This window comes from Streptomyces sp. NPDC047880, assembly GCF_040706515.1.
Classification (GTDB): Bacteria; Actinomycetota; Actinomycetes; order Streptomycetales; family Streptomycetaceae; genus Streptomyces.
In genome coordinates this window covers 458,446-482,057 of the sequence record NZ_JBEZOK010000001.1, presented here as the reverse complement: position 1 = coordinate 482,057, position 23,612 = coordinate 458,446, and the positions used below count along the sequence as shown (strand labels likewise).

Annotated in this window: 19 protein-coding genes, 1 tRNA gene and 2 pseudogenes; 17 read left to right on the top strand and 5 right to left on the bottom strand. The window is 70.0% G+C overall.

The window, feature by feature from the left end:
* From AB0937_RS02385 to AB0937_RS02345, 9 genes are all read left to right on the top strand, one after another.
* On the top strand, positions 1-1,161 hold the full coding sequence (locus AB0937_RS02385) for an acyl-CoA dehydrogenase family protein (protein ID WP_366709069.1): 1,161 nt from the start codon (positions 1-3) through the stop codon (positions 1,159-1,161).
* Between the two features lie 163 nt (positions 1,162-1,324).
* Positions 1,325-1,912: an immunity 21 family protein gene (locus AB0937_RS02380; RefSeq protein WP_366709068.1), complete on the top strand. Its 588-nt coding sequence runs from the start codon at positions 1,325-1,327 to the stop codon at positions 1,910-1,912.
* Positions 1,913-2,083: 171 nt separating this feature from the next.
* A complete protein-coding gene (locus AB0937_RS02375; RefSeq protein WP_366709067.1) occupies positions 2,084-2,917 on the top strand; it encodes a hypothetical protein in 834 nt (277 codons plus the stop codon).
* 673 nt (positions 2,918-3,590) lie between these two features.
* Positions 3,591-4,634 (top strand): ABC transporter substrate-binding protein, encoded by a 1,044-nt coding sequence (locus tag AB0937_RS02370; protein ID WP_366709066.1) that lies wholly within the window; start codon positions 3,591-3,593, stop codon positions 4,632-4,634.
* A 145-nt stretch (positions 4,635-4,779) separates the two neighbouring features.
* Complete coding sequence (locus AB0937_RS02365; RefSeq protein WP_366709065.1) at positions 4,780-5,634, top strand: siderophore-interacting protein; 855 nt, start codon at positions 4,780-4,782, stop codon at positions 5,632-5,634.
* A gap of 355 nt (positions 5,635-5,989) precedes the next feature.
* Positions 5,990-7,432: a lysine decarboxylase DesA gene (desA, locus tag AB0937_RS02360; RefSeq protein WP_366709064.1), complete on the top strand. Its 1,443-nt coding sequence runs from the start codon at positions 5,990-5,992 to the stop codon at positions 7,430-7,432.
* Positions 7,416-8,693 carry a lysine N(6)-hydroxylase/L-ornithine N(5)-oxygenase family protein gene (locus AB0937_RS02355; protein ID WP_366709063.1) on the top strand — a complete coding sequence of 426 codons (1,278 nt, stop codon included), beginning with the start codon at positions 7,416-7,418 and terminating at the stop codon, positions 8,691-8,693. Before desA ends, AB0937_RS02355 begins: the two co-directional genes overlap by 17 nt.
* Positions 8,690-9,241: a GNAT family N-acetyltransferase gene (locus AB0937_RS02350; RefSeq protein WP_366709062.1), complete on the top strand. Its 552-nt coding sequence runs from the start codon at positions 8,690-8,692 to the stop codon at positions 9,239-9,241. The genes AB0937_RS02355 and AB0937_RS02350 overlap by 4 nt, the downstream gene beginning before the upstream one ends.
* A complete protein-coding gene (locus tag AB0937_RS02345; protein ID WP_366709061.1) occupies positions 9,238-11,007 on the top strand; it encodes an IucA/IucC family siderophore biosynthesis protein in 1,770 nt (589 codons plus the stop codon). Before AB0937_RS02350 ends, AB0937_RS02345 begins: the two co-directional genes overlap by 4 nt.
* A gap of 152 nt (positions 11,008-11,159) precedes the next feature.
* Here AB0937_RS02345 and AB0937_RS02340 read toward each other — a convergent pair whose 3' ends face one another.
* Positions 11,160-12,752, bottom strand: a complete 1,593-nt coding sequence (locus AB0937_RS02340; RefSeq protein ID WP_366709060.1) for a beta-N-acetylhexosaminidase — start codon at positions 12,750-12,752, stop codon at positions 11,160-11,162.
* A gap of 94 nt (positions 12,753-12,846) precedes the next feature.
* Between AB0937_RS02340 and AB0937_RS02335 the strand changes: the two genes are divergently transcribed.
* Positions 12,847-13,725 (top strand): DUF4429 domain-containing protein, encoded by an 879-nt coding sequence (locus tag AB0937_RS02335; protein WP_366709059.1) that lies wholly within the window; start codon positions 12,847-12,849, stop codon positions 13,723-13,725.
* Positions 13,726-13,737: 12 nt separating this feature from the next.
* Here the strand turns inward: AB0937_RS02335 and AB0937_RS02330 are convergent.
* Positions 13,738-14,344, bottom strand: a pseudogene (locus AB0937_RS02330) (hypothetical protein); the annotation flags it as partial.
* A gap of 171 nt (positions 14,345-14,515) precedes the next feature.
* Between AB0937_RS02330 and AB0937_RS02325 the strand changes: the two are divergent.
* Positions 14,516-14,773 (top strand): hypothetical protein, encoded by a 258-nt coding sequence (locus AB0937_RS02325; RefSeq protein ID WP_030838058.1) that lies wholly within the window; start codon positions 14,516-14,518, stop codon positions 14,771-14,773.
* Positions 14,774-14,785: 12 nt separating this feature from the next.
* Positions 14,786-16,603 carry a glutamine--fructose-6-phosphate transaminase (isomerizing) gene (gene glmS, locus AB0937_RS02320; RefSeq protein ID WP_366709058.1) on the top strand — a complete coding sequence of 606 codons (1,818 nt, stop codon included), beginning with the start codon at positions 14,786-14,788 and terminating at the stop codon, positions 16,601-16,603.
* A 211-nt stretch (positions 16,604-16,814) separates the two neighbouring features.
* Here glmS and AB0937_RS02315 read toward each other — a convergent pair.
* Positions 16,815-17,048, bottom strand: a pseudogene (locus AB0937_RS02315) (hypothetical protein); the annotation flags it as partial.
* A gap of 124 nt (positions 17,049-17,172) precedes the next feature.
* The gene (locus AB0937_RS02310; RefSeq protein WP_010047889.1) at positions 17,173-17,700 is read right to left on the bottom strand and encodes a universal stress protein; all 528 of its coding nucleotides are present in this window, start codon (positions 17,698-17,700) and stop codon (positions 17,173-17,175) included.
* Between the two features lie 306 nt (positions 17,701-18,006).
* Between AB0937_RS02310 and AB0937_RS02305 the strand changes: the two genes are divergently transcribed.
* The 5 genes from AB0937_RS02305 to AB0937_RS02285 all read left to right on the top strand — a co-directional run bounded on the left by AB0937_RS02305 (position 18,007) and on the right by AB0937_RS02285 (position 22,143).
* The gene (locus AB0937_RS02305) at positions 18,007-18,339 is read left to right on the top strand and encodes a hypothetical protein (protein ID WP_366709057.1); all 333 of its coding nucleotides are present in this window, start codon (positions 18,007-18,009) and stop codon (positions 18,337-18,339) included.
* A gap of 373 nt (positions 18,340-18,712) precedes the next feature.
* Complete coding sequence (locus AB0937_RS02300) at positions 18,713-19,957, top strand: helix-turn-helix domain-containing protein (RefSeq protein WP_366709056.1); 1,245 nt, start codon at positions 18,713-18,715, stop codon at positions 19,955-19,957.
* Positions 19,958-20,061: 104 nt separating this feature from the next.
* Positions 20,062-20,664, top strand: a complete 603-nt coding sequence (gene orn / locus AB0937_RS02295; protein WP_366709055.1) for an oligoribonuclease — start codon at positions 20,062-20,064, stop codon at positions 20,662-20,664.
* A 115-nt stretch (positions 20,665-20,779) separates the two neighbouring features.
* Positions 20,780-20,852, top strand: a tRNA-His gene (locus AB0937_RS02290).
* A gap of 100 nt (positions 20,853-20,952) precedes the next feature.
* The gene (locus tag AB0937_RS02285) at positions 20,953-22,143 is read left to right on the top strand and encodes an MFS transporter (RefSeq protein ID WP_366709054.1); all 1,191 of its coding nucleotides are present in this window, start codon (positions 20,953-20,955) and stop codon (positions 22,141-22,143) included.
* Positions 22,144-22,457: 314 nt separating this feature from the next.
* Here the strand turns inward: AB0937_RS02285 and AB0937_RS02280 are convergent, their stop codons facing one another.
* Positions 22,458-23,513 (bottom strand): LacI family DNA-binding transcriptional regulator, encoded by a 1,056-nt coding sequence (locus tag AB0937_RS02280; RefSeq protein WP_366709053.1) that lies wholly within the window; start codon positions 23,511-23,513, stop codon positions 22,458-22,460.
* Positions 23,514-23,612: the final 99 nt, after the last annotated feature.

Here is a 23,612-nt window from a genome sequence, read left to right as displayed (position 1 = left end):
ATGGACTACCGTCTCTCCCCCGAGCTGGAGGAACTCCGCCGTACGGTCGAGGAGTTCGCACACGAGGTGGTGGCGCCGAAGATCGGCGACTTCTACGAGCGGCACGAGTTCCCGTACGAGATCGTCCGCGAGATGGGCCGCATGGGACTGTTCGGTCTGCCGTTCCCGGAGGAGTACGGCGGCATGGGCGGCGACTACCTGGCCCTCGGTGTGGCCCTGGAGGAGCTGGCCCGGGTCGACTCCTCGATCGCCATCACGCTGGAGGCCGGTGTCTCGCTGGGCGCGATGCCGATCCACCTCTACGGCACCGAGGCGCAGAAACAGCAATGGCTCCCCCGGCTGTGCTCGGGCGAGATGCTGGGCGCGTTCGGCCTGACGGAGCCGGACGGCGGCAGCGACGCGGGCGCGACCCGCACGACGGCACGCCTGGATGCCTCCACGAACGAGTGGGTCATCAACGGCACGAAGTGCTTCATCACCAACTCGGGCACGGACATCACGGGCCTGGTGACGGTCACGGCGGTCACGGGCCGCAAGCCCGACGGCAAGCCCCACATCTCCTCGATCATCGTCCCGTCCGGCACCCCGGGCTTCACGGTCGCGGCCCCGTACTCCAAGGTCGGCTGGAACGCCTCGGACACCCGCGAGCTGTCCTTCACGGACGTCCGCGTCCCGGCGGAGAACCTCCTGGGCGAGGAGGGCCGCGGCTACGCCCAGTTCCTGCGCATCCTCGACGAGGGCAGGATCGCGATCGCGGCCCTGGCGACGGGTCTGGCACAGGGCTGCGTGGACGAGTCGGTCAAGTACGCCAAGGAACGCCACGCCTTCGGCAAGCCGATCGCCGCGAACCAGGCCATCCAGTTCAAGATCGCGGACATGGAGATGAAGGCCCACACGGCCCGTCTGGCCTGGCGCGACGCGGCGGCCCGCCTGGTCTCCGGGGCCTCCTTCAAGAAGGAAGCGGCCCTGGCGAAACTCCACTCGTCCACGGTCGCGGTCGACAACGCCCGAGAGGCCACCCAGATCCACGGCGGCTACGGCTTCATGAACGAATACCCGGTGGCCCGCATGTGGCGGGACTCCAAGATCCTCGAAATCGGCGAGGGCACGAGCGAGGTCCAGCGGATGCTGATCGCAAGGGAGTTGGGGCTGGTGGGCTGAGCCAGCTTTCGAGACTTGACCAGGGCCGGGTCGCAGGTGCACATCACCGGAATGCAAGGGCATCCCGCACCAAAGCCGGTCCCACAACTACTGGTTGCCGCAGGCGCTGAGCCGTTCCTGCGCCCCCGCGGGCGTTGCCAGTGCGCGAGGGCACACTGACGGCATGAGCGCCTCTCCGTCTGCCGCAGCCGATGCGTCCCCTACCTCCCCTGTCTGGGTGGAGTCGATGGGCGGACCTTTGATTGTCATCCCCGTTTCCGCGCAAGCCGCATGGCGCGGGTGCACGGAGACGGGGGTCATGGCGGGAGACGCCACTGCTCCTGACGACTACGACCGGGCCTGCGCGGTAGACGATCTGGCCGGTGTGATCGCCGTCGGCGAGAGCGGTGCGCAGGCACTGGTGCTGGCGGACGAGCCGGCCACCAGCTGCTACCTGCCCGAACACGGGGCCTTCCTGAGGTGGCTTGCCGCCGATTCCGAGGCCGGGCTGAAGGCCGCAGCCGAGGTTGTCCTGGCAGATCCCGCCACCTCGTGGGAGGAGTGCGGCTCGTGGGTGTCGGACGGCCCAGCCGTGCTCATGGACTCCGCCGAAGCAGGATCCGAGCTGGACACCGAGTATCACGGCGGCGGGATGCCCGCCCAGGCATCGGTCCCGCTGCCCGCCGGCCGCTGGAGGGTCCGAGCCACGCACACCAAGGCGGACGAGGGCAACTGGGTCGGACTGGTCCAGATCCTGCCCACCGCATCTTGAGCGAGCAGTTCTTCGGGGGTGTGCCGACGTCATCGACCACGACCGGAGGCACAGGGCCGCCGTGCACTCCCTGCTGAAGCGTGGCCCCGGCCTCGATGCCGGTGAGCCGAGCCGGCACCGATTCCTGCCGAATGGCCACCCGGCCAAGAGAACAATCGCTACCGTCCTGAAGTGACCAATGACCATGGGGATGCCACGCAGGGAACGCCGCCTGCGCCGCGACGGGTTCGCGACGACGCCGAGTACGAGATGATTGCTGGAGCCGGCGTGGCTGCACTTGCTCTGCCTCTCGGTGACGTGGGGGGAGTCGCCGCTGCGTTCCTCACCCCACCAGTCGCGCGGGCGCTGAAGTTCGCTGACGAGAAGTTCCGCGGGCAGAGCGACAGCAACGTGCAGGCAATGCTGGACGAAGGCGCATCCGCTGCTCACCTGTCCGCGGAGGAGTTCGTCGATGAACTCGCGTCGGAGCCCCGCCGCCTTCTCTGTCTTGTCAGTGCCGTTGAAGGGGCGAAGGCCACGGCGTACGACGACAAGATCCGGCTCCTCGGTCGTGCCCTCGCTGCAGCAGCTCACGAGGAAGAACCAACCAGGATTGACGAAGAACAGCTCTTCATCGAGGCCGTACGGAGACTGGAAGCACCTCACGTACTTCTCCTGAAGACCATTGAGCGCCGCACCGTGGCGCGCCCAGGGGAGCTCGACGGCGCTACCGAGAGGGAGCTGGCAGAGGAGATCGGAGACTACTTCGCCGGCCGTGGCATCCTGCAACCTCTCTTGAGACCCCTGGAGTTCCACGGGCTGGCACGTCTGCACGGCAGCCCCGGCGCCTGGGACGCAAACATCGCGGATGACATCCCCCCGGGCGCAGGCGGGGAGGGAAAGTGGGTGCCCACGCGATTCGGCCGGCATTTCCTCCAGCGACTTGCCGAGGCCGAAAGGACGGAAGCCGGAGAGTCAGATCCAGCGCGTGACGGGACGACATCGGGGTCCAACTGGGACCTCTAGCCATGCGCCCCCAGCCGTGCTCTGACAGCTGCCCTGCAACGGGCTGCCGATGACGTTGCGCTCAAGAACGAAGGCCAGGACCTGACTGCAGGCTGGGTAGGCGATAACGGAAGGCACTGGAGGTAGGCGGCTACTGCGGTGGAGACTCGCTCCCGAAGGTGATCACCTCGGAGCGATGGAGCCCGGCCTTCCCCAACGCTTCCCGGCAGGAAGCGAGCGGGATGTGCCGGCAGGTGGTGGCTCGCATTGGCACTCGTAGATCCTGGTATCCGGTGGACTCGAGCAGCCTGTGATCCATGGCCTCGGGCCGTGGACACTGAGCCTGCCGCCGCTCCCCCAGGGCCTTCGGCCGGCCAAATGGCGCCGCCGTGGGCTGCCTTGGCACGCGAAGCCCGCGCCCGGTCGCGGTGAGGAGTTCGTGCTGCAGGTCGCCCGCACCGCTCTGGTCCGGGCCGTGACCGGCCGTTTCACGTCTTGCGGGACGCGCCGAGCGGAGCAATCTGCCCTCTGGTGATGCGGATCACCGCCCCCCCTCCGCATCCCCACCCCCACCCCCGGGCAACCCCGCCCCCCTGGACAAGATCTCAGGTTAGGCTAACCTAAGGTCGATCTCAGCCACGGGGTTGTCGGCCATGCCCGCAGTGGCTCCGTACGCACGAAAGCAGACCCAGTCATGTCGAACGCCACAACCGCCCGCTTCTCCCGCCGCGGCCTGCTCGCCGCCGGTGGTGCTCTCGGGCTCGGCGCCCTCGTGACCGCGTGTGGCAGTGAGGACTCCAAGGACGGCGGCCCGGACGCGAAGGGTGCCGCCAAGTCCGGCCCCTGGTCCTTCAAGGACGACCGCGGCAAGACCGTGAGCCTGGACCACGTCCCCACGAAGATCGTCGCGTTCACCGGCGTCGCCGCCGCGCTGTACGACTACGGCATCGAGGTCAAGGGCGTCTTCGGCCCGACCAAGACCAAGGACGGCAAGGCCGACGTCCAGGCCGGCGACATGGACGTCAGCAAGCTGACCGTCTTCGGCAACCGGTTCGACCAGTTCAACGTCGAGCAGTACGCGGCCTTCCAGCCCGAGGTGCTCCTCACCACCACCTTCGACGCCGCCGGCAGCCTCTGGTACGTCCCGCTGGCATCCAAGGACAAGATCGCCAAGCTCGCCCCGAGCGTGGCGATCTCGGTCTTCGACCGGCAGATGCCGAAGCCGCTGCAGCGCATGGCCGAGCTCGCCGAGTCGCTCGGCGCCGACCTGAAGGCCGCGAAGGCCGTCGAGGCGAAGAAGCGTTTCGAGGCCGCCTCCGAGCGACTGCGCAAGGCCGCCAAGTCCCGCCCCGAGATCAAGGTGCTGGCCGGCTCCGCCTCGGACGCCATCTTCTACGTCTCGGGCTCCAACTTCTCCATCGACCTGGAGTACTTCAAGGCCCTCGGCGTGAACATCGTCGAGCCCCCGGAGAAGGCCAAGAAGGCCAACGGCGGCTGGTTCGAGAACCTCAGCTGGGAGAACGTCGACAAGTACCCGGCCGACATCATCATGATGGACGACCGCGCCTCGACCATCCAGCCGGCCGACATCACCGAGGCGACCTGGAAGAAGCTCCCCGCGGTCAAGGCCGGCCAGGTCATCTCGCGTTCGCCCGAGCCGATCCTGTCGTACGACAAGTGCACGCCCCTGGTCGAGAACCTCGCCAAGGCGATCGAGAGCGCGAAGAAGGTCTCCTGACGCGCCACCCGTGGGGCACTTGAGGGGGTGTCGTGGGCGTGGGCCGGATGCGGCCGGCCGTGCCCGCGCGGCGGAGCCGCATGTCGACACGGCCCCGCGCCCCCGGGTGCCTCCACTCACCCCTGACGACGAATCAGGAGTCACCATGACCACCGCCGTGGCCGCCCCGTTCCGTTTCTTCTCCCTCCAGGTCCTGCGGACGAGGCGGCTCGGCCCGTCCCTGGTCCGTGTCACCTTCGGCGGGCCCGATCTGCACGCCTTCCACTCCGACGGGCGCGACCAGTCCCTGTCGCTGTTCCTGCCGCACCCCGGGCAGCCCGAGCCGGTCGTCCCGCTCGAGCTCGGGGACGGCTGGTGGCAGGGCTGGCGTGAACTCCCGGACGACGTACGGGCCGTGATGCGCTCCTACACCCTGCGCGGTCTGCGCCGGGACCCCGACGAGATCGACATCGACTTCGCCCTGCACGGCATCGGACCGGACGCCTCCGTCCAGGCCGGTCCGGCCTCCCGCTGGGCCGCCCGGGCCGCCGCCGGTGACCGGGTCCTGCTCCTCGGGCCGGCCATCGCCGACAACCGGGCGATCCGGTTCCGGCCGTCCGAGGACACCGACCTCGTCGTCGTCTGGGGTGACGAGACCGCCGTGCCGGCCGCCTCCGCCATCGTCGAGTCGCTGCCGGCCGGCACCCGCGCCCGGGTCTGGCTGGAGGTCCCGCACGCCGGCGACATCCAGGACCTGGTGACGGAGGCCGACGCCGAGATCACCTGGCTGGTCAAGGAGGAGGGGAGCGCCGAGGGCTCCCCCATGGCCCTCGGCGCCCTCCGCGACGCCCCGCTGCCACCTGCCGAGCGGCCGTACGTCTGGATCGCCGGCGAGTCCGGGTGCGTGAAGGAGCTGCGCCGGCACTTCGTGCGCGAGCTCGGGATCGACCGCCGCAGGGTGACGTTCGTCGGCTACTGGCGGCGCGGCGTGAGCGAGGAGCAACTGCGGGCGGAGGCCTAGGCCCTGTCGTTTGGTTCATCTCGATCGTCGCGGGCCCCGGCACGCGCATCTGCGGCGTCGCCGTCGGCCGCCGATCCTCCGCGTCGACTCCCTCCTCCGCTTTGCGGCCGCACGCGCCATGCCCCGCCCGGGTCGGCTGAGAAGAACCGCACCTCACGGCCGAACTGGTCCAGACGACATGACCTGGCCGCAGCTCGCCGCGGCCCCGCCGGGACTGGAGTGACACGAGTGATCACAGTCACGGTGGAGCCCGCCGACCCCTCGATCAGCTTAGGTTAGGCTTGCCTAAGTTTTGGACGCCGGAGATCCGCCCATCCCGTCCCACACCGGACTGTCCCCACCGGAGGACCCCCACATGCGCTCGCACCTGCTCAACGACACCACCGCGGAGCAGTACCGCCGCTCCGTGACCGACGGAGTCGAGCGGGTGGCCGCCAAACTCGCCGCCACCGACCGGCCGTTCACCGGCATCAGCGTCGACGCCCTCTCTCCCCGCATCGACGAGATCGACCTCGACCGGCCGCTGCACGACACCACCGCGGTGCTCGACGAACTGGAGGACGTCTACCTCCGGGACGCGATCTACTTCCACCACCCCCGCTACCTGGCCCACCTGAACTGCCCGGTCGTCATCCCGGCCGTGCTCGGCGAGGCCGTCCTGTCCGCCGTGAACTCGTCCCTCGACACCTGGGACCAGTCGGCCGGCGGCACCCTCATCGAGCGGAAACTGATCGACTGGACGACCGGCCGCATCGGCCTCGGCCCGGCCGCCGACGGCGTGTTCACCTCCGGCGGCACCCAGTCCAACCTCCAGGCACTGCTGCTCGCCCGCGAGGAGGCGAAGAGCGACTCCCTGGCGAAACTGCGCATCTTCGCCTCCGAGGTCAGCCACTTCAGCGTGAAGAAGTCCGCGAAGCTGCTCGGGCTCGGCCAGGACGCCGTGGTCTCCATACCCGTCGACCACGACAAGCGCATGCAGACCGTCGCCCTCGCCCGGGAGCTGGAGCGCTGCACGAAGGACGGCCTCGTCCCCATGGCCGTCGTCGCCACCGCCGGCACCACCGACTTCGGCTCCATCGACCCGCTGCCCGAGATCGCCGAGCTGTGCGAGCAGTTCGGCACCTGGATGCACGTCGACGCCGCCTACGGCTGTGGCCTGCTGGCCTCCCTGAAGCACCGGGACCGCATCAGCGGCATCGAGCGCGCCGACTCGGTCACCGTCGACTACCACAAGTCCTTCTTCCAGCCGGTGAGTTCCTCGGCCGTACTCGTCCGGGACGCCGCCACGCTGCGCCACGCCACCTACCACGCCGAGTACCTCAACCCGCGGCGCATGGTGGAGGAGCGCATCCCCAACCAGGTCGACAAGTCCCTGCAGACCACCCGCCGTTTCGACGCCCTGAAGCTGTGGATGACCCTGCGGACGATGGGCGCCGACGGCATCGGGCAGCTCTTCGACGAGGTGTGCGACCTGGCCCGGGAGGGCTGGCGGATGATCGGCGCCGACCCGCGCTTCGACGTCGTCGTCGAGCCGAGCCTGTCGACGCTGGTCTTCCGCTACATCCCGGCGGCCGTCACCGACCCCGCCGAGATCGACCGCGCCAACCTCTACGCCCGCAAGGCCCTGTTCGCCTCCGGTGACGCCATCGTCGCGGGCACCAAGGTCGGCAGCCGCCATTACCTGAAGTTCACCCTGCTCAACCCCGAGACGCAGGCGTCCGACATCGCCGCCGTCCTCGATCTGATCGCCGGCCACGCCGAGCAGTACCTGGGAGAGTCCCTTGACCGCGCGTCCTGAAAACCCGACCGGTACCCATGATTTCGTGGGCATCGGGCTCGGCCCCTTCAACCTCGGCCTGGCCTGCCTGACCGAGCCGATCGACGAGCTCGACGGCGTCTTCCTGGAGTCGAAGCCCGACTTCGAGTGGCACGCCGGCATGTTCCTGGACGGTGCCCACCTCCAGACCCCGTTCATGTCGGACCTGGTCACCCTCGCCGACCCGACGTCCCCGTACTCCTTCCTCAACTATCTGAAGGAGAAGGGCCGGCTCTACTCGTTCTACATCCGCGAGAACTTCTACCCGCTGCGCGTCGAGTACGACGACTACTGCCGCTGGGCCGCGAACAAACTGAGCAGCGTCCGCTTCGGCACGACGGTCGCGGAGGTGACGTACGAGGACGAGCTCTACGTCGTGAAGACCACCGCCGGTGACACCTACCGGGCCCGTCACCTGGTCCTCGGCACCGGCACCCCGCCCCACATACCGGAGGCCTGCCGGGATCTGGGCGGCGACTTCCTGCACAACTCCCGCTATCTCAGCCGCAAGGCGGAGCTGCAGAAGAAGGACTCGATCACCCTGGTCGGCTCGGGGCAGTCGGCCGCCGAGATCTACTACGACCTGCTCAGCGAGATCGACGTCCACGGCTACCGGCTGAACTGGGTGACCCGCTCCCCGCGCTTCTTCCCGCTGGAGTACACCAAGCTCACGCTGGAGATGACGTCCCCCGAGTACGTCGACTACTTCCGCGAGCTGCCCGAGGCGACCCGCTACCGCCTCACGGCCGAGCAGAAGGGCCTGTTCAAGGGCATCGACGGCGACCTCGTCAACGAGATCTTCGACCTGCTCTACCAGAAGAACCTCGGCGGCCCGGTCCCCACCCGGCTGCTCACCAACTCCTCGCTGCACAGCGCGCGGTACGAGAACGGCACGTACACTCTGGGCTTCCGCCAGGAGGAGCAGGGCAAGGACTTCGAGCTGGAGTCACAGGGCCTGGTCCTGGCGACCGGCTACAAGTACGCCGAGCCGGAGTTCCTGGCCCCCGTCAAGGACCGCCTGGTCTACGACTCGCGGGGCAACTTCGACGTCGCCCGCAACTACGCGATCGACGTCACCGGCCGGGGCGTCTTCCTGCAGAACGCCGGGGTCCACACGCACAGCATCACCAGCCCCGACCTCGGCATGGGCCCGTACCGGAACGCGTACATCATCCGCGAGCTGCTCGGCAGCGAGTACTACCCGGTGGAGAAGACGATCGCCTTCCAGGAGTTCGCCGTATGAGCACCAGAACCGGCATCGGAACGCTCACCGTCCGCCCCCTCGACCCGCTGAAGGACGCCGAGCTGCTGCACTCCTGGGTCACCCACCCCAAGGCTGCCTACTGGATGATGCAGGACGCGAAACTCCAGGACGTCGAGCGCGAGTACATGCGGATCGCCTCGCACGAGCACCACGACGCCTTCATCGGCCTGCACGAGGGCCGGCCCGCGTTCCTGATGGAGAAGTACGACCCCCGGTACGTGGAGCTGGTCGGGCTGTACGACCCGGAGCCCGGGGACGTCGGCATGCACTTCCTGGTCGCGCCGACCGACCGGCCGATCCACGGCTTCACCCGGGCCGTCATCACCACCGTGATGGACGAGCTGTTCGCCGACCCGCGTACCCGCCGGGTCGTGGTGGAGCCCGACGTCGCCAACAAGGCAGTACACACGCTCAACGAGGCTGTCGGCTTCGTGGCCGAGCGCGAGATCGACAAGCCGGAGAAGCGCGCGCTGCTCAGCTTCTGCACGCGCGCACAGTTCCTGGCCGCCCGAGGAGTAGCCGTATGACCCTGTCCGACGCCGTAGCGCACCTGTCCCCCCACCGCTGGGCGCGGGCCAACCGCCTCCTGATCCGCAAAGCCCTCGCCGAGTTCGCGCACGAGCGGCTGATCACCCCCGAGCAGGACGGTGAGCAGTACGTCGTCCGCAGCGACGACGGCCTGACGAGCTACCGCTTCACCGCCACCCGCCGGGCCCTGGACCACTGGCAGGTCGACGCCGACTCGATCACCCGCCACCAAGACGGCACCGAGGTCCCGCTCGCCGCACTGGACTTCTTCATCGAACTGCAGAAGTCCCTGGGCCTGAGCGACGACATCCTGCCGGTCTACCTGGAGGAGATCTCCTCCACGCTCTCCGGCACCTGCTACAAGCTCACCAAGCCGAAGACCACGGCGGCCGAACTCGCCCGAGGCGACTTCCAGGCCATCGAGTCGGGGATGACCGAGGGCCACCCCTGCTTCGTCGCCAACAACGGCCGGCTCGGCTTCGGCATCCACGAGTACCTGTCCTACGCGCCGGAGACGGCGAGCCCGGTCCGCCTGGTGTGGCTGGCCGCGCACCGGTCGCGCGCCGCGTTCACGGCCGGTGCCGGCATCGAGTACGAGTCGTTCCTGCGCGAGGAACTCGGCGCGGAGACCGTAGAGCGCTTCCACGGCGTCCTGCGCGACCAGGATCTGGACCCCGACGACTACCTGCTGATCCCGGTCCACCCCTGGCAGTGGTGGAACAAGCTCAGCGTCACCTTCGCCGCCGAGGTGGCCCGCCGGCACCTGGTGTGCCTGGGCGAGGGCGACGACGAGTACCTGGCGCAGCAGTCCATCCGGACCTTCTTCAACCGGACCAGCCCCGAGAAGCACTACGTCAAAACGGCGCTGTCGGTCATCAACATGGGCTTCATGCGCGGCCTCTCGGCGGCCTACATGGAGGCCACGCCGGCCATCAACGACTGGCTGGCCCAGCTCATCGAGGGCGACCCGGTGCTCAAGGCCACCGGCCTGTCGATCATCCGGGAGCGGGCGGCGGTCGGCTACCGGCACCTGGAGTACGAGCGGGCCACGGACCGCTACTCGCCGTACCGCAAGATGCTCGCCGCGCTGTGGCGGGAGAGCCCGGTACCGTCGCTGAACGAGGGCGAGTCCCTGGCCACCATGGCGTCCCTGGTGCACGTCGACCACGAGGGCGCGTCCGTCGCGGGCGCACTGATCGAGCAGTCGGGCCTCGCCCCGGCGGAATGGCTGCGCCGCTACCTCCAGGCGTACTTCACGCCCCTCCTGCACAGCTTCTACGCCTACGACCTGGTGTTCATGCCGCACGGCGAGAACGTCATCCTGGTGCTGAAGGACGGGGTCGTGCAGCGCGCGATCTACAAGGACATCGCCGAGGAGATCGCGGTCATGGACCCGGACGCGGTGCTGCCGCCGACGGTCGAGCGGCTCCGCGTGGAGGTCCCGGACGACAAGAAGCTCCTGTCGATCTTCACGGACGTCTTCGACTGCTTCTTCCGCTTCCTCGCGGCGAACCTCGCCTCGGAGGGGATCCTGGGGGAGGACGACTTCTGGCGCACGGTCGCGGAGGTCACCCGCTCCTACCAGGAGTCGATGCCGGAACTCACCGACAAGTTCGAGCAGTACGACATGTTCGCTCCCGAGTTCGCCCTCTCCTGCCTCAACCGTCTCCAGCTTCGCAACAACGAGCAGATGGTCGACCTGGCAGACCCGTCGGGCGCCCTGCAGTTGGTGGGCGACCTGAGGAACCCGATCGCGGAGTTCTGACCGACCCGGATACGGACGGGCACCCCGGAGTACGGTCCTCCGGGGTGCCCGTCATCTCGCATGGGGAGGCGCCCCGTCAGGGGCGCGGTGCTGTAGCGACTCGCGGCTCCGCCGCGCGGGCCCGATCAGCCCCCCACGCACCCGCAGCCGACTCACCGCCCGCCGGCCGCCGGCCACGGCACCTGCGGCGACCGATACCACTCGATCCCCAGCGCATCCCACCGCTCCGCCTGCGCGGCGAGCCGCACCTTGTACCGCTCCCAGTCATGAGAAGCCGCCGAAGACCACCCCGACTCGGCGACACCGGGCAACCGCGGGAACGCCATGAACTCGATGTGCGCGGAGTTCTCGAGCGTCTCCGACCACATCGGCGCCTCAACCCCCTTCACCGCACCGCCCGGCACCCCCGGCAGATACGCCCCCGGATCCCAGTCGTAGGACCGCCGCACCTCGACGTACCCCGCCCAGGACAGCCCCAGCGGCGTCTCCTTCGTGTACTTCATGTCGAGGTACACCCGGTCCGCCGGGGAAAGGATCAGCCCGGTCCCGTTCTGCGCGGCCTTCGCGACCTGCGCCTTCTCCTCCGCGCTGGTGCCGTCCAGCCCCCAGTACTGGGCGAGAGCCCCCTCCGCCGGGGCCGCCCCCGTCAGCTGGTGCCAGCCGACGACCGTCTTGCCGTACTTCGCGACGATCGGCTGCGCCCGGTCCATGAAGGTGACGTAGTCCTCATGGCTGGTGGAGTGCGCCTCGTCACCCCCGATGTGCAGGTACCTGCCCGGGGTGAGCGCGGCGATCTCCCGGATCACGTCGTCCACGAAGTCGTACGTGACCTCCTTGCCGACGCACAGCGAGCTGAAGCCGACCTCGGTGCCGGTGTAGAGCGGGGGCGCGACGCCGTCGCAATTCAGCTCGGCGTACGAAGCCAGCGCCGCGTTGGTGTGGCCGGGCATGTCGATCTCGGGGACGACCTCCAGGTAGCGGAAGGCGGCGTACCGCACGATCTCCTTGTAGTCGGCCTTGGTGTAGAAGCCGCCGGGGCCGCCGCCGACCTCCGTGGAGCCGCCGTAGGTGGCCAGGCGCGGCCAGGAGTCGATCGCGATGCGCCAGCCCTGGTCGTCGCTGAGGTGCAGATGCAGCTTGTTGATCTTGTAGAGGGCGAGCTGGTCGATGTAGCGCTTGACCTGCTCGACGGTGAAGAAGTGGCGGGAGACGTCGAGCATGGCGCCGCGCCAGCCGTAGCGCGGGGTGTCCGTGATCGTGCCGCCGGCGACCAGCCAGGGGCCGGGCTGGACGGAGTCCTTCTCGACGGCCGCGGGCAGGAGCTGACGCAGGGTCTGTACACCGTGGAAGAGCCCTGCGGGCCGAGCGGCGGTCACGGTGACACCGCTCCGGCCGCTGTCGAGCCGGTAGCCCTCGGTCCCGAAGGGGCCCTCGGTGAGGCGCAGCCGGATGCCTCCGGCTCCCCGGGTGGTGACGGGGAGGGGGTAGCCGGTCGAGGGGCGCAGGATCTTCGCGAGGTACTCGCCGACGCCCCTGGCCTCACGGGTCGCGTCGATACGGATGTGGGTGCCGCGGGTGATCCGGTACGGGGATCCGCCCGGGGCGGTGGAGGCCGGCGCGGGGACCACCCGGTCGAGCGGGGTGGGTGCCGCCGGCGGTACGGGGGCGGCCCCGGTCACCGAGGCGGCCATCGCGACCAGCAGCAGGGGACCGAGCAGGCGGAGCGTTCTGCGGTGCTGTCTCACACGGCCATCTCTCACAAGCGTGTCCCTTCACGAGCTGTTGAGCTCCAAGAGGTCTGGACCACCCTCTCGTGAGTCGGGTGGAACAATCCACCCCATGGCGGAAATCATCCAGAAGGACGGCACATGGGCCTTCGACGGGGACGCGTTGCGACTGACTCCCGGGCGGGACAAGAACGTCAGTCTGTTGCGCAGGGAATTGGGTGAACTGGTCGTCCCGTTAGGGGCGTTGGCCGGTATCTCCTTGGAGCAGGGCAAGAAGTCGGGACGGCTCAGGCTGCGGCTGCGCGACGGTGCCGACCCGCTGCTGCACGCCACCGGCGGCCGGCTCACCGAGCCGCACGATCCGTACCAGCTGGTCGTGGAGTCCGACCGGTACGGCGTCGCCGAGTACTTCGTGGACGAGGTGCGCAGCGCCCTTCTCCTCGACCAGGTCCCCGCCGGGCCGGTCGACGCGTACCTGCTGCCGGGCCCCTCCGTCCCCCTGTCGGTCTCCGCCGGGGACGGCACCGCCGGCTTCGACGGCGAGCGCATACGCCTGGAGTGGAACTGGAAGACGGAGGACGCCAAGGCCGCAGCCGGCACCCGCACGCTCGCCCTCACCGACGTCACGGGCGTGGAGTGGCACCCGGCGGCCGGTCTGGAGAACGGCCACCTGCGCTTCACCGTGCGGAACGCGCCCACCAAGGCCCCGCCCAAGTACGACCCCAACGCGGTGGAGCTGTGGGGCTTCAAGAAGGACCCGCTGATGGCGCTGGTCGCGGCGGCGGTCCAGGCCAGGCTCCCGCACCCGGCCCGGGCCGCCGACCCGGAGGACGCGCGACCGGAGCCGCCTTCCGCTTCGGTCCCGTCGCCCGAGGCCGACCACGACGCCCTGCTGCGCCGCCTGCGCGAGCTCGGCGAACTGCACCGCTCGGGGGTGCTGACGGACGAGGAGTTCACCCTGGCCAAGCAGGCGATCCTCAAGCGGATGTAGCGCTCGCTGCTGCTTCGCCCGGCGCGCCACCGTGAAGTGGTCCACCCGGTCACCGCTCTCGGCGATGCCACGCACCGTCAGCGTGGCCAGGTGCCCCTTCGGCGCGGGGTGACGTCCACGCGCAGGAAGGAGTAGTCGAGGCAGCGGACCCGGGACCAGGCGACGGTCTCGTCCTGCTTGCCGCCCCTGACGCTGACGAACGAGGCGACGGAGTCCACGTCGTGTTCGTTGCCCTCGTACGACAGCGGGGCGCTGAACGCGCAGAGACTGCGGCCGGCCGCACCGGCCGTCACGTACACCACACCCTCGGTCTCGGGGCAGGCCGTGCGGAGACGGTCATCTCCGTGCGCGGGTCGGCGCCGTAGGCGAGGTGGCGGCCGAAGGGGGCGGCGAGCGCGCCGTCGACGGCCTCGGCCGCGGGGGCGGTGCGGGCGGTCGGCACCGCGGCCCGGGCGGTGGCACCGGGCACGAACGCGCCACCCGCGACGGCACCGAGCGTGGCGGCACCGCCCCTGATCATCGTGCGCCGGGAGAATCCTGCGCGTAGGCACTCGTGCTGCTCGGCCATGCTCATGCGCTCGGCGAGCCGCTCGGGTACGCCCACACGAGGAGTGTCCATGGCGTCCATAGATCGACGCCTCGGGCAACGGGATGCCGGACGTCCGGTGGACGGGTCACGAACAAGCGCTCATGACCCGTTCAGCCTTCCCCCAAGGGCTCCCCACAGACATCTGCCCGAAATCGGGCAGGAATCTTGCGAAAGCGTCCTCGGTACCTCAGGATCTAGCGAGTGCACGACGAACTCGTTGATCACCTGACGCGGTCCACCGCCCTCGGCCGGGGCGAGGCGCTGCGTGTGATCCAGGACGTGCTCGCCTACTTCGACGAGACGACCGAGGAGTACGTCCGTCGCCGCCACCGCGAGCTCCAGGCCCAGGGCCTGGTCAACGCGGCGATCTTCGAACGGATCGAGGCGGACCTCAAATACCGCGCCGTGGCCCCGCCGGAGCTCTCGCTCCGGCAGCTGCGGCGCATCGTCTACGGCTAGGAATACGTATACATGTGCGGAATCGTCGGTTACATCGGGAAGCGTGACGTCGCGCCCCTGCTCCTGGAGGGCCTGCAGCGCCTGGAGTACCGCGGCTACGACTCCGCGGGCATCGTCGTCACGTCCCCGAAGACGTCCGGCCTGAAGATGGTCAAGGCCAAGGGCCGCGTCCGCGACCTGGAGGCCAAGGTCCCGGCCCGCTTCAAGGGCACCACCGGCATCGCCCACACCCGCTGGGCCACCCACGGCGCCCCGTCCGACGTGAACGCCCACCCGCACCTGGACGCCGAGGGCAAGGTCGCCGTCGTCCACAACGGCATCATCGACAACGCCTCCGACCTGCGCCGCAAGCTGGAGGCGGACGGCGTCGAGTTCCTCTCCGAGACCGACACCGAGGTCCTCGTCCACCTCATCGCCCGCTCGCAGGCGACCAAGCTGGAGGACAAGGTCCGCGAGACCCTCCGGGTCATCGAGGGCACGTACGGCATCGCCGTCATGCACGCCGACTTCCCCGACCGGATCGTCGTCGCCCGCAACGGCTCCCCGGTCGTCCTCGGCATCGGCGAGAAGGAGATGTTCGTCGCCTCGGACATCGCCGCGCTGGTCTCCCACACGCGGCAGATCGTCACCCTCGACGACGGCGAGATGGCCACCCTCAAGGCCGACGACTTCCGCACCTACACCACGGAGGGCACCCGCACCACCGCGGAGCCCACCACCGTGGAGTGGGAGGCCGCCTCCTACGACATGGGCGGCCACGACACGTACATGCACAAGGAGATCCACGAGCAGGCCGACGCCGTGGACCGCGTGCTGCGCGGCCGCATCGACGACCGCTTCTCCACCGTGCACCTGGGCGGCCTGAACCTGGACGCCCGCGAGGCCCGCCGCATCCGCCGCGTGAAGATCCTCGGCTGCGGCACCTCGTACCACGCGGGCATGATCGGCGCCCAGATGATCGAGCAGCTGGCCCGCATCCCCGCCGACGCCGAGCCGGCCTCGGAGTTCCGCTACCGCAACGCGGTCGTCGACCCCGACACCCTCTACGTCGCGGTGTCCCAGTCCGGCGAGACCTACGACGTGCTGGCCGCCGTACAGGAGCTCAAGCGCAAGGGCGCGCGCGTCCTGGGCGTGGTGAACGTCGTCGGCTCGGCGATCGCCCGTGAGGCGGACGGCGGCATCTACGTGCACGCCGGACCCGAGGTCTGCGTCGTCTCCACCAAGTGCTTCACCAACACCACGGTCGCCTTCGCCCTGCTCGCCCTCCACCTGGGGCGCACCCGCGACCTGTCGGTCAGCGACGGCAAGCGGATCATCGAGGGCCTGCGCAAGCTGCCCGCCCAGATCTCCGAGATCCTCCAGCAGGAGGAGGAGGTCAAGAAGCTGGCCCTGCAGTTCGCCGAGGCCCGCTCGATGCTCTTCATCGGCCGTGTCCGGGGCTACCCCGTGGCCCGCGAGGCCTCCCTGAAGCTCAAGGAGATCTCCTACATCCACGCCGAGGCCTACCCCGCCTCGGAGCTCAAGCACGGTCCGCTGGCCCTGATCGAGCCGGCCCTGCCGACGGTGGCGATCGTCCCCGACGACGACCTGCTGGAGAAGAACCGCGCCGCCATGGAGGAGATCAAGGCCCGCAGCGGCAAGATCCTCGCCGTGGCCCACCAGCCCCAGGAGAAGGCCGACGAGACGATCGTCGTCCCCAAGAACGAGGACGAGCTGGACCCGATCCTGATGGGCATCCCGCTCCAGCTCCTGGCGTACCACACGGCGCTGGTGCTCGGCCGCGACATCGACAAGCCGCGCAACCTCGCCAAGTCGGTGACGGTTGAGTAAGTGACCCTCTTTTAGGGGCGCGGGAAACTGGGCGAAAGGCCCCCACGCACCCGCGCATGCCACTCGAGAAAACGGACCCCCACGTGCTGCCACCCGGCACGGGGGGTCCGTCTCATCGCCGGGAAGCCGCCCAACTCCCCAGCCGGCGCGGCCAACCGGTGGCCGTCACACCCCGGTCGGCAGCCCGCCGCGGAAGCCCCTCGGGCCGGTGCGTCAACGACAGGGCCACCGGGGCGAACACCAGCGGGAACAGCCCGGCCCCGTTGAGCCCCGCGACGAACAGAGCGATTCCGCCCACGTACTGGGCGATTGACACGGCGTCAGCGGACGACGAGCCGTCGATCAGAGCCGTGTGCCCCAGCCCCAAGGCCAACACGGTGCTTCCCAGGGCGAGTCGACCTGCCACGGTCGTGATTCCGCTTCCCGCGGAGACGTCTTTGTCCACGGCGGGCTCCCTTCGCGCATGTGCAGTTGTGCGATGTTCCGTATATGCCCTTCACAAGGGCACAAACACCTCTGCGGGTGAGTGGATCTGCGCGACGCACAAGGGAGTTGCTGCTGCGAGAAGGTCAGGGGATGACGATGACGGGCCGCTGCGCCCGCTTGGCGAGCCGCCCCGCGACCGAGCCGAAGATACGCCCGACGATGCCGTGGGTGGAGCCGACGACGATCGCGTCGGCCTCGTACTCGCGGCCGACCTCTTCGAGTTCGTGGCAGATGTCACCACCGCGCTCGACCAGGATCCAGGGCACCTCGGCGAGATAGTCCGCACAGGCCAGCTCCAGACCGAGCACCTCGGTGCGGTGGTCCGGCACGTCCACGAACACCGGCGGCTCACAGCCGGCCCACACCGTGGTCGGCAGCCGGTTGGCGACGTGGACGATGATCAGGCCCGATCCGGAACGATGGGCCATCCCGATCGCGTAGGCCAGGGCGCGCTCACTGGACGTGGAGCCGTCGAAGCCGACGACGACCCCGTGCTTGAAGGCGGGATCGCAGGAATGGCGTGGCTCTTCCGCCGCCAGGGGCTCGGCCGCCGTGGGATCGGCGACGGGCCGCTTGCGGTCCGCTGGTTCGAAGAATTCGTGACCGGCCATGGCTGTCTCGGCGTGGTGATCCTTATACGGGAGGGACAACATGTGCGGCGGAGCTGTGTCCGGGAATGGTCTTCCCAACCCCATACCCCCAAGGGTACGGCGGCACGCCTCCTTAGCCCAGATCCCGCTCACTGTGCGTGCGGGTTCCAGGGAGCATGCACGAGGCACCGCCCGTAACGCAATGGTTGCTGCGCTGTACAGGCGGTTTGCACGGGATTCACTTACCCGTGGTGGCGATCGGTGCAGGCAGTGACCGACGCCCGGGCCGCGCGTTGAACCCCGTGAGTCACGCCACAGGGAGCCCGCATGTCCGCACCACGCCCCGCCGCCGAGGCGGACCGCGCGGCCCCGCCGCCGCGGGACACCGTGACGGATGTGGTTCGCTGGGCCGCCTTCAGTTGTCTGCTCGTCCCGGTGGTGCTCCTCGGCTGCGGCACCTCGTTCGCCGGCGCCGCGGGCACCGCCCTCGGGCTCGCGGCCGTCACGGGCGCCTGCCGGGTCCTGCTGCGCCAGTCCGAGCGCGGCGCGGCCCGCCTCGCGGCGGAGGACCGGGCCCCCCACCGGGGCCGGCGCCACCGCACCGGTACGGGGTCGCACCGTGGCGGACGGCACACCGGCGGAGATACACCGGTCAGCTGACCGGTTTCCGCGCACACACACAACGGTTTTCAGCCAACTTCTCACACCTGTGCATCACCCCGTCCGACCACCCCCCAACCCCCGTTCGACCTGCACGGAAAGGGCCTCAGGGGGTCGGCGCACCCTACGTGGATTGGCCACTGCGACAAGGCGCACTTCCCTGCACGCCCCACGAGTGCAACGCTTCGTGATCGAATGCTTCACGCCAAGTTGCCAAGTCGACAATGTGCCGAGGGCCGAACCGGCCACTCCGGCACGACGGCACACAGTAGATTCGATCTTGACTACGGCGGGGGACTCGTGCAGGACCGAGGGGAAACGTGCAGGAGCGACACAACCGAGGAGCCGCGACCACCGAGGGGGGCTTAGCAGTATGAGCCACGACTCCACTGCCGCGCCGGAAGCCGCGGCCCGGAAACTCTCCGGGCGACGCCGCAAGGAGATCGTCGCGGTGCTGCTGTTCAGCGGCGGCCCCATCTTCGAGAGTTCCATACCACTGTCGGTGTTCGGGGTTGACCGCCAGGACGCCGGCGTACCGCGCTACCGACTATTGGTGTGCGGAGGTGAGGAAGGCCCGCTGCGGACCACAGGGGGACTCGAACTCACCGCACCACACGGCTTGGAAGCGATCTCGCGCGCGGGCACGGTCGTCGTACCGGCCTGGCGTTCGATCACTTCTCCGCCACCGGAGGAGGCGCTCGACGCGCTGCGCCGCGCCCACGAGGAGGGCGCCCGCATCGTCGGACTGTGCACCGGCGCCTTCGTCCTCGCGGCGGCCGGCCTGCTGGACGGCCGTCCCGCGACGACGCACTGGATGTACGCACCGACGCTGGCCAAGCGCTACCCGTCGGTGCACGTGGACCCGCGTGAGCTGTTCGTCGACGACGGCGACGTGCTGACGTCTGCGGGCACGGCCGCGGGCATCGACCTGTGCCTGCACATCGTGCGCACGGACCACGGAAACGAGGCGGCCGGGGCCCTGGCCCGGCGGCTCGTCGTGCCACCGCGCCGCAGCGGCGGGCAGGAGCGCTACCTCGACAGGTCTTTACCGGAGGAGATCGGCGCCGACCCGCTCGCCGAGGTCGTCGCCTGGGCGCTGGAGCACCTCCACGAACAGTTCGACGTGGAGACACTGGCGGCACGCGCGTACATGAGCAGGCGTACGTTCGACCGCCGCTTCCGCTCGCTGACCGGGAGCGCTCCGCTGCAATGGCTGATCACGCAGCGGGTCCTCCAGGCGCAGCGCCTGCTGGAGACGTCGGACTACTCGGTGGACGAGGTGGCGGGACGCTGCGGCTTCCGGTCGCCGGTCGCCCTGCGCGGGCACTTCCGCCGGCAGCTGGGCTCCTCCCCTGCCGCGTACCGAGCGGCGTACCGCGCCCGGCGCCCGCAGGGCGAGCGGCCCCAGGAGACCGAGAGCGCACCGGGCGGCCCCGGGCCCGGCATGCCGGGCCATCCGGGCCACGCGGGGCACCCGGGCCAGCCCGGCCAGGCACCGGCCCCGCTCCACCCGGAGCACCCGGTACCACTGCAGTCCCGCCGTACGGCGGCGGCGAGTGCGGTCGGCCAGTCCCCGGCCCTGTCGGGAAGCCTGCCCGGCCAGCGCAGCGCACCGTGATCCGGTAGCCGCGGGGTCCGCCGGGAGCATGCCTCCCGGCGGACCCCGCGGCTTTCGCGGTACGGGCCGCCCCGCCGGAGGCGGCGGGCCGTAAGGTTAGACACATGAACGATCGCATGGTGTGGATCGACTGCGAGATGACCGGCCTCTCGCTGTCGGACGACGCACTCATCGAGGTGGCCGCCCTTGTGACCGACTCCGAGCTGAACGTGCTCGGGGACGGCGTGGACATCGTCATCCGGCCGCCGGACCAGGCGCTGGAGACGATGCCGGACGTGGTGCGCCAGATGCACACCGCCTCCGGGCTGCTCGAGGAGCTCGCCGCCGGGACGACCCTGAAGGACGCCGAGGACCAGGTCCTGACGTATGTGAGGGAGTTCGTCAAGGAGCCCGGCAAGGCCCCGCTGTGCGGTAACTCCGTCGGCACCGACCGCGGCTTCCTGCTGCGGGACATGCCGACCCTGGAGAACTACCTCCACTACCGGATCGTCGACGTGTCCTCGATCAAGGAGCTCGCGCGCCGCTGGTACCCGCGGGCCTACTTCAACAGCCCGCAGAAGAACGGCAACCATCGCGCGCTCGCCGACATCCGCGAGTCGATCGCGGAGCTGCGGTACTACCGCGAGGCCGTGTTCGTCCCCCAGCCCGGCCCCGACTCGGACACCGCGCGGACGATCGCCGCCAAGCACGTCCTGCCTGTTCAGTAGGCAGGACGGGGGCACGAGGAGGGGCCCGGAGAAAGGCGTGCGCGAGCACCCCTTCGGACCCTGTACACTTTTTCTCGGCCGGTCGGGGACGACACTGATCTCCAAGCCGGTCATGGTGGGTGTAGCTCAGCTGGTAGAGCACCTGGTTGTGGTCCAGGATGCCGCGGGTTCGAGTCCCGTCACTCACCCTGGGTATTCAGCCGGTGGCTTCGAAAGAGGCCACCGGCTGAAGCGTTTTCAGCGTGCCGGTCGACGAGGCGTCCGTGGGCCGGGGCTACCGTCGGCGGCATGGACGGTGGGCGGACGGGCTGGCGTGCGTGTGTGCTCGGCGGGGCGGTGTTCGCCGTCTGTATGGCCGGCACCACGCTGCCGACTCCCCTCTACCCCCTCTACCAGGACAAGTTCGGCTTCTCCGAGCTGACGGTGACCGTGGTGTACGCCCTGTACGCCTTCGCGGTGATCGCTGTGCTGCTGCTGGTCGGCAACGCCTCGGACGCCGTGGGCAGACGACCCGTGCTGCTGTGCGGCCTCGCGTGCGCGGCGGTGAGCGCCGTCTGCTTCCTCAGCGCCGGGGGCCTCGGCTGGCTGTACGCGGGGAGGCTGCTGTCGGGGCTGTCCGCCGGGTTGTTCACCGGGGCCGCCACCGCGTACGTGATGGAACTGGCGCCGCCGGGCGGTGCCTCCCGGGCCACCTTCGTGGCGACGGCGGCCAACATGGGCGGGCTGGGCTGCGGTCCCCTGCTCTCCGGGCTGCTCGCGGAATACGCCCCCTGGCCGCTGTACCTGCCGTTCGTCACCCACCTCGCCCTCGTCGCCGTCTCGGCCGCCGTACTGCTGTGGCTCGCGGAGACCGTACGGGAGCGGCAGCCGCTGCGCACCGTACGGCCGCGGCGGCCCGCGCTGCCGCAGCAGGTGCGGGCGGTGTTCGCCCCCGCCGCCACCGCCTGCTTCGCCGGATTCGCCCTGTTCGGGGTGTTCACCTCGGTCAGTCCGGCCTTCCTCGTGGAGTCCCTGGACGTGACCGACCACGCCGTGAGCGGGCTGATCGTCGCGCTGGCCTTCTTCTCCTCCACGGCCGGGCAACTGGCGGTCGGCCGGGTCGGCGTACGGCGCTCCCTGCCGCTGGGCTGCGCCGGGCTCCTCGCCGGGCTGGCGCTGCTCGCCGGTGCGCTGCGGTGGGACCAGATGGCCCTGCTGATCGCCAGCGCGCTCGTCGGCGGGATCGGCCAGGGCCTGGCGTTCCGCGGCGCCCTGTCCGACGTGGCCGAGGCCTCCCCCGCGGATCAGCGCGCGGCGGTGATCTCGACCCTGTTCGTGGTGGCCTACGCGGGCATCTCCCTCCCGGTGATCGGCGTCGGCCTCCTCACCGGCCCGATCGGCCTGGAGGGCGCGGGGCTGGTGTTCATCGCGTGCATGGCGGCCCTGGTCGTGGTCGCGGGGGTGTACCTGGTGCGACGCTTGACACCGGCTCGGGTGTGAGCGCGTGCGATCCCTGTTCACGTTCCTCTGCCGTGGGGCGATCAGCCCCTCCCGGCTCGCCGTGCACGAGGCCTTCGCGGCGGAGACCCTGGCGACCGGCCTTTCCGGGATCGCCCGGCACGGCTGGCTCAGCGAGGTCGAGTTGCGGGAGGCCATCCGGGAGTGGCTGTTCGTGCCCGGCGGTCTGGATGCTCTACGCCGCTACCACGGCCTCGGCTCACGGACCGCCGCCACCGCCAACTCCCCCAGGTTCTCGAACCGTTCACCCGAGCGCGCCCGGGCAACTCCAAACGCCGGCAGGCCGGCGCTGAGGGTCACGACGACGACCGCGACACCAGTTCGGTGGCCAGGACCATCTGGCGGCGTTCCAGGCCCCGGGACGCCTGGGGGCGGCGGTCGGCGACCTCGGTGAGCAGGAGGTCTGTCATCCGCCGGCCCATCTCCTCGATGGGCTGCCGGACGCTGGTGAGCGGCGGCTCCATGTGGCGGGCGATGGCGGAGTCGTCGTAGCCGACGAGCGCCACGTCCTCCGGGATGCGGCGGCCCGCATCGCGCAGCGCCCGGCGGGCGCCGGCCGCGGTGACGTCGGAGGCGGCGAAGACCGCGTCGATGCCGGGGTGGCGCTCCAGCAGGACCGTCATGGCCCGGTGCCCGCCCTCCTCCGTGAAGTCCCCCGCCTCGATCAGCCCCTCGTCCACCCCGAGGCCGGCGTCGCTCATGGCGTCGCGGTAGCCGTCGACACGGCGCTGGGCACCGTAGACGTCGAGACGGCCGGTGATGTGGGCGACCCGGCTGCGGCCCCGGGACAGCAGGTGCTCGACGGCCTGGCGGGCGCCGCCGTAGTTGTCCGAGTCGACCGAGGGCAGGGTCTCCGCCGCCGAGCGCGGGCCGCTGATCACCGCCGGGATCTCCAGCTGGGCCAGCAGGTCGGGCAGCGGATCGTCGGCGTGCACCGAGACCAGCAGGACGCCGTCCACGCGGTGGGCCGCCAGGTACTGGGCGAGGCGGGCGCGTTCCCGGTCGCTGCCCGCGAAGATCAGCAGCAGTTGCATCTCCGTGTCGGACAGCGCCGCCCCGACGCCCTTGAGCATGTCCGAGAAGTACGGCTCCGCGAAGAACCGGGTCTCCGGCTCGGGCACGACCAGCGCGATCGCGTCCGTACGGTTGGCGGCCAGGGCGCGGGCCGCGGTGTTGGGGACGTAGCCGAGCTCCGCGACCGCCGCCTCGACGGCGGCCCGGGTCGCGTCACTGACCCGGGGTGAGCCGTTGATCACCCGCGAGACGGTGCCGCGGCCGACACCGGCGCGCGCCGCCACCTCTTCGAGGGTGGGCCGGCCACCACTTCGGCCCCGCGCTCCGTGGGTTGCCATGGGCTCCGCCTTCCCGTCCACACCCGCACTCTGCGACTGGCCTGGAATTTAACAGGCCCGCCGGCCGTGACGACCGTCGCCGGGGACTCGCCGCCCCGG

Excerpts from the sequence above, each read along its gene's own strand:
- AB0937_RS02385 (WP_366709069.1), top strand. The coding sequence starts at position 1 with ATGGACTACCGTCTCTCCCCCGAGCTGGAGGAACTCCGCCGTACGGTC.
- AB0937_RS02380 (WP_366709068.1), top strand. The coding sequence starts at position 1,325 with ATGAGCGCCTCTCCGTCTGCCGCAGCCGATGCGTCCCCTACCTCCCCT.
- AB0937_RS02370 (WP_366709066.1), top strand. The coding sequence starts at position 3,591 with ATGTCGAACGCCACAACCGCCCGCTTCTCCCGCCGCGGCCTGCTCGCC.
- AB0937_RS02365 (WP_366709065.1), top strand. The coding sequence starts at position 4,780 with ATGACCACCGCCGTGGCCGCCCCGTTCCGTTTCTTCTCCCTCCAGGTC.
- desA (WP_366709064.1), top strand. The coding sequence starts at position 5,990 with ATGCGCTCGCACCTGCTCAACGACACCACCGCGGAGCAGTACCGCCGC.
- AB0937_RS02350 (WP_366709062.1), top strand. The coding sequence starts at position 8,690 with ATGAGCACCAGAACCGGCATCGGAACGCTCACCGTCCGCCCCCTCGAC.
- AB0937_RS02345 (WP_366709061.1), top strand. The coding sequence starts at position 9,238 with ATGACCCTGTCCGACGCCGTAGCGCACCTGTCCCCCCACCGCTGGGCG.
- AB0937_RS02335 (WP_366709059.1), top strand. The coding sequence starts at position 12,847 with ATGGCGGAAATCATCCAGAAGGACGGCACATGGGCCTTCGACGGGGAC.
- glmS (WP_366709058.1), top strand. The coding sequence starts at position 14,786 with ATGTGCGGAATCGTCGGTTACATCGGGAAGCGTGACGTCGCGCCCCTG.
- AB0937_RS02310 (WP_010047889.1), bottom strand. The coding sequence starts at position 17,700 with ATGGCCGGTCACGAATTCTTCGAACCAGCGGACCGCAAGCGGCCCGTC.
- AB0937_RS02305 (WP_366709057.1), top strand. The coding sequence starts at position 18,007 with ATGTCCGCACCACGCCCCGCCGCCGAGGCGGACCGCGCGGCCCCGCCG.
- AB0937_RS02300 (WP_366709056.1), top strand. The coding sequence starts at position 18,713 with ATGAGCCACGACTCCACTGCCGCGCCGGAAGCCGCGGCCCGGAAACTC.
- orn (WP_366709055.1), top strand. The coding sequence starts at position 20,062 with ATGAACGATCGCATGGTGTGGATCGACTGCGAGATGACCGGCCTCTCG.
- AB0937_RS02285 (WP_366709054.1), top strand. The coding sequence starts at position 20,953 with ATGGACGGTGGGCGGACGGGCTGGCGTGCGTGTGTGCTCGGCGGGGCG.
- AB0937_RS02280 (WP_366709053.1), bottom strand. The coding sequence starts at position 23,513 with ATGGCAACCCACGGAGCGCGGGGCCGAAGTGGTGGCCGGCCCACCCTC.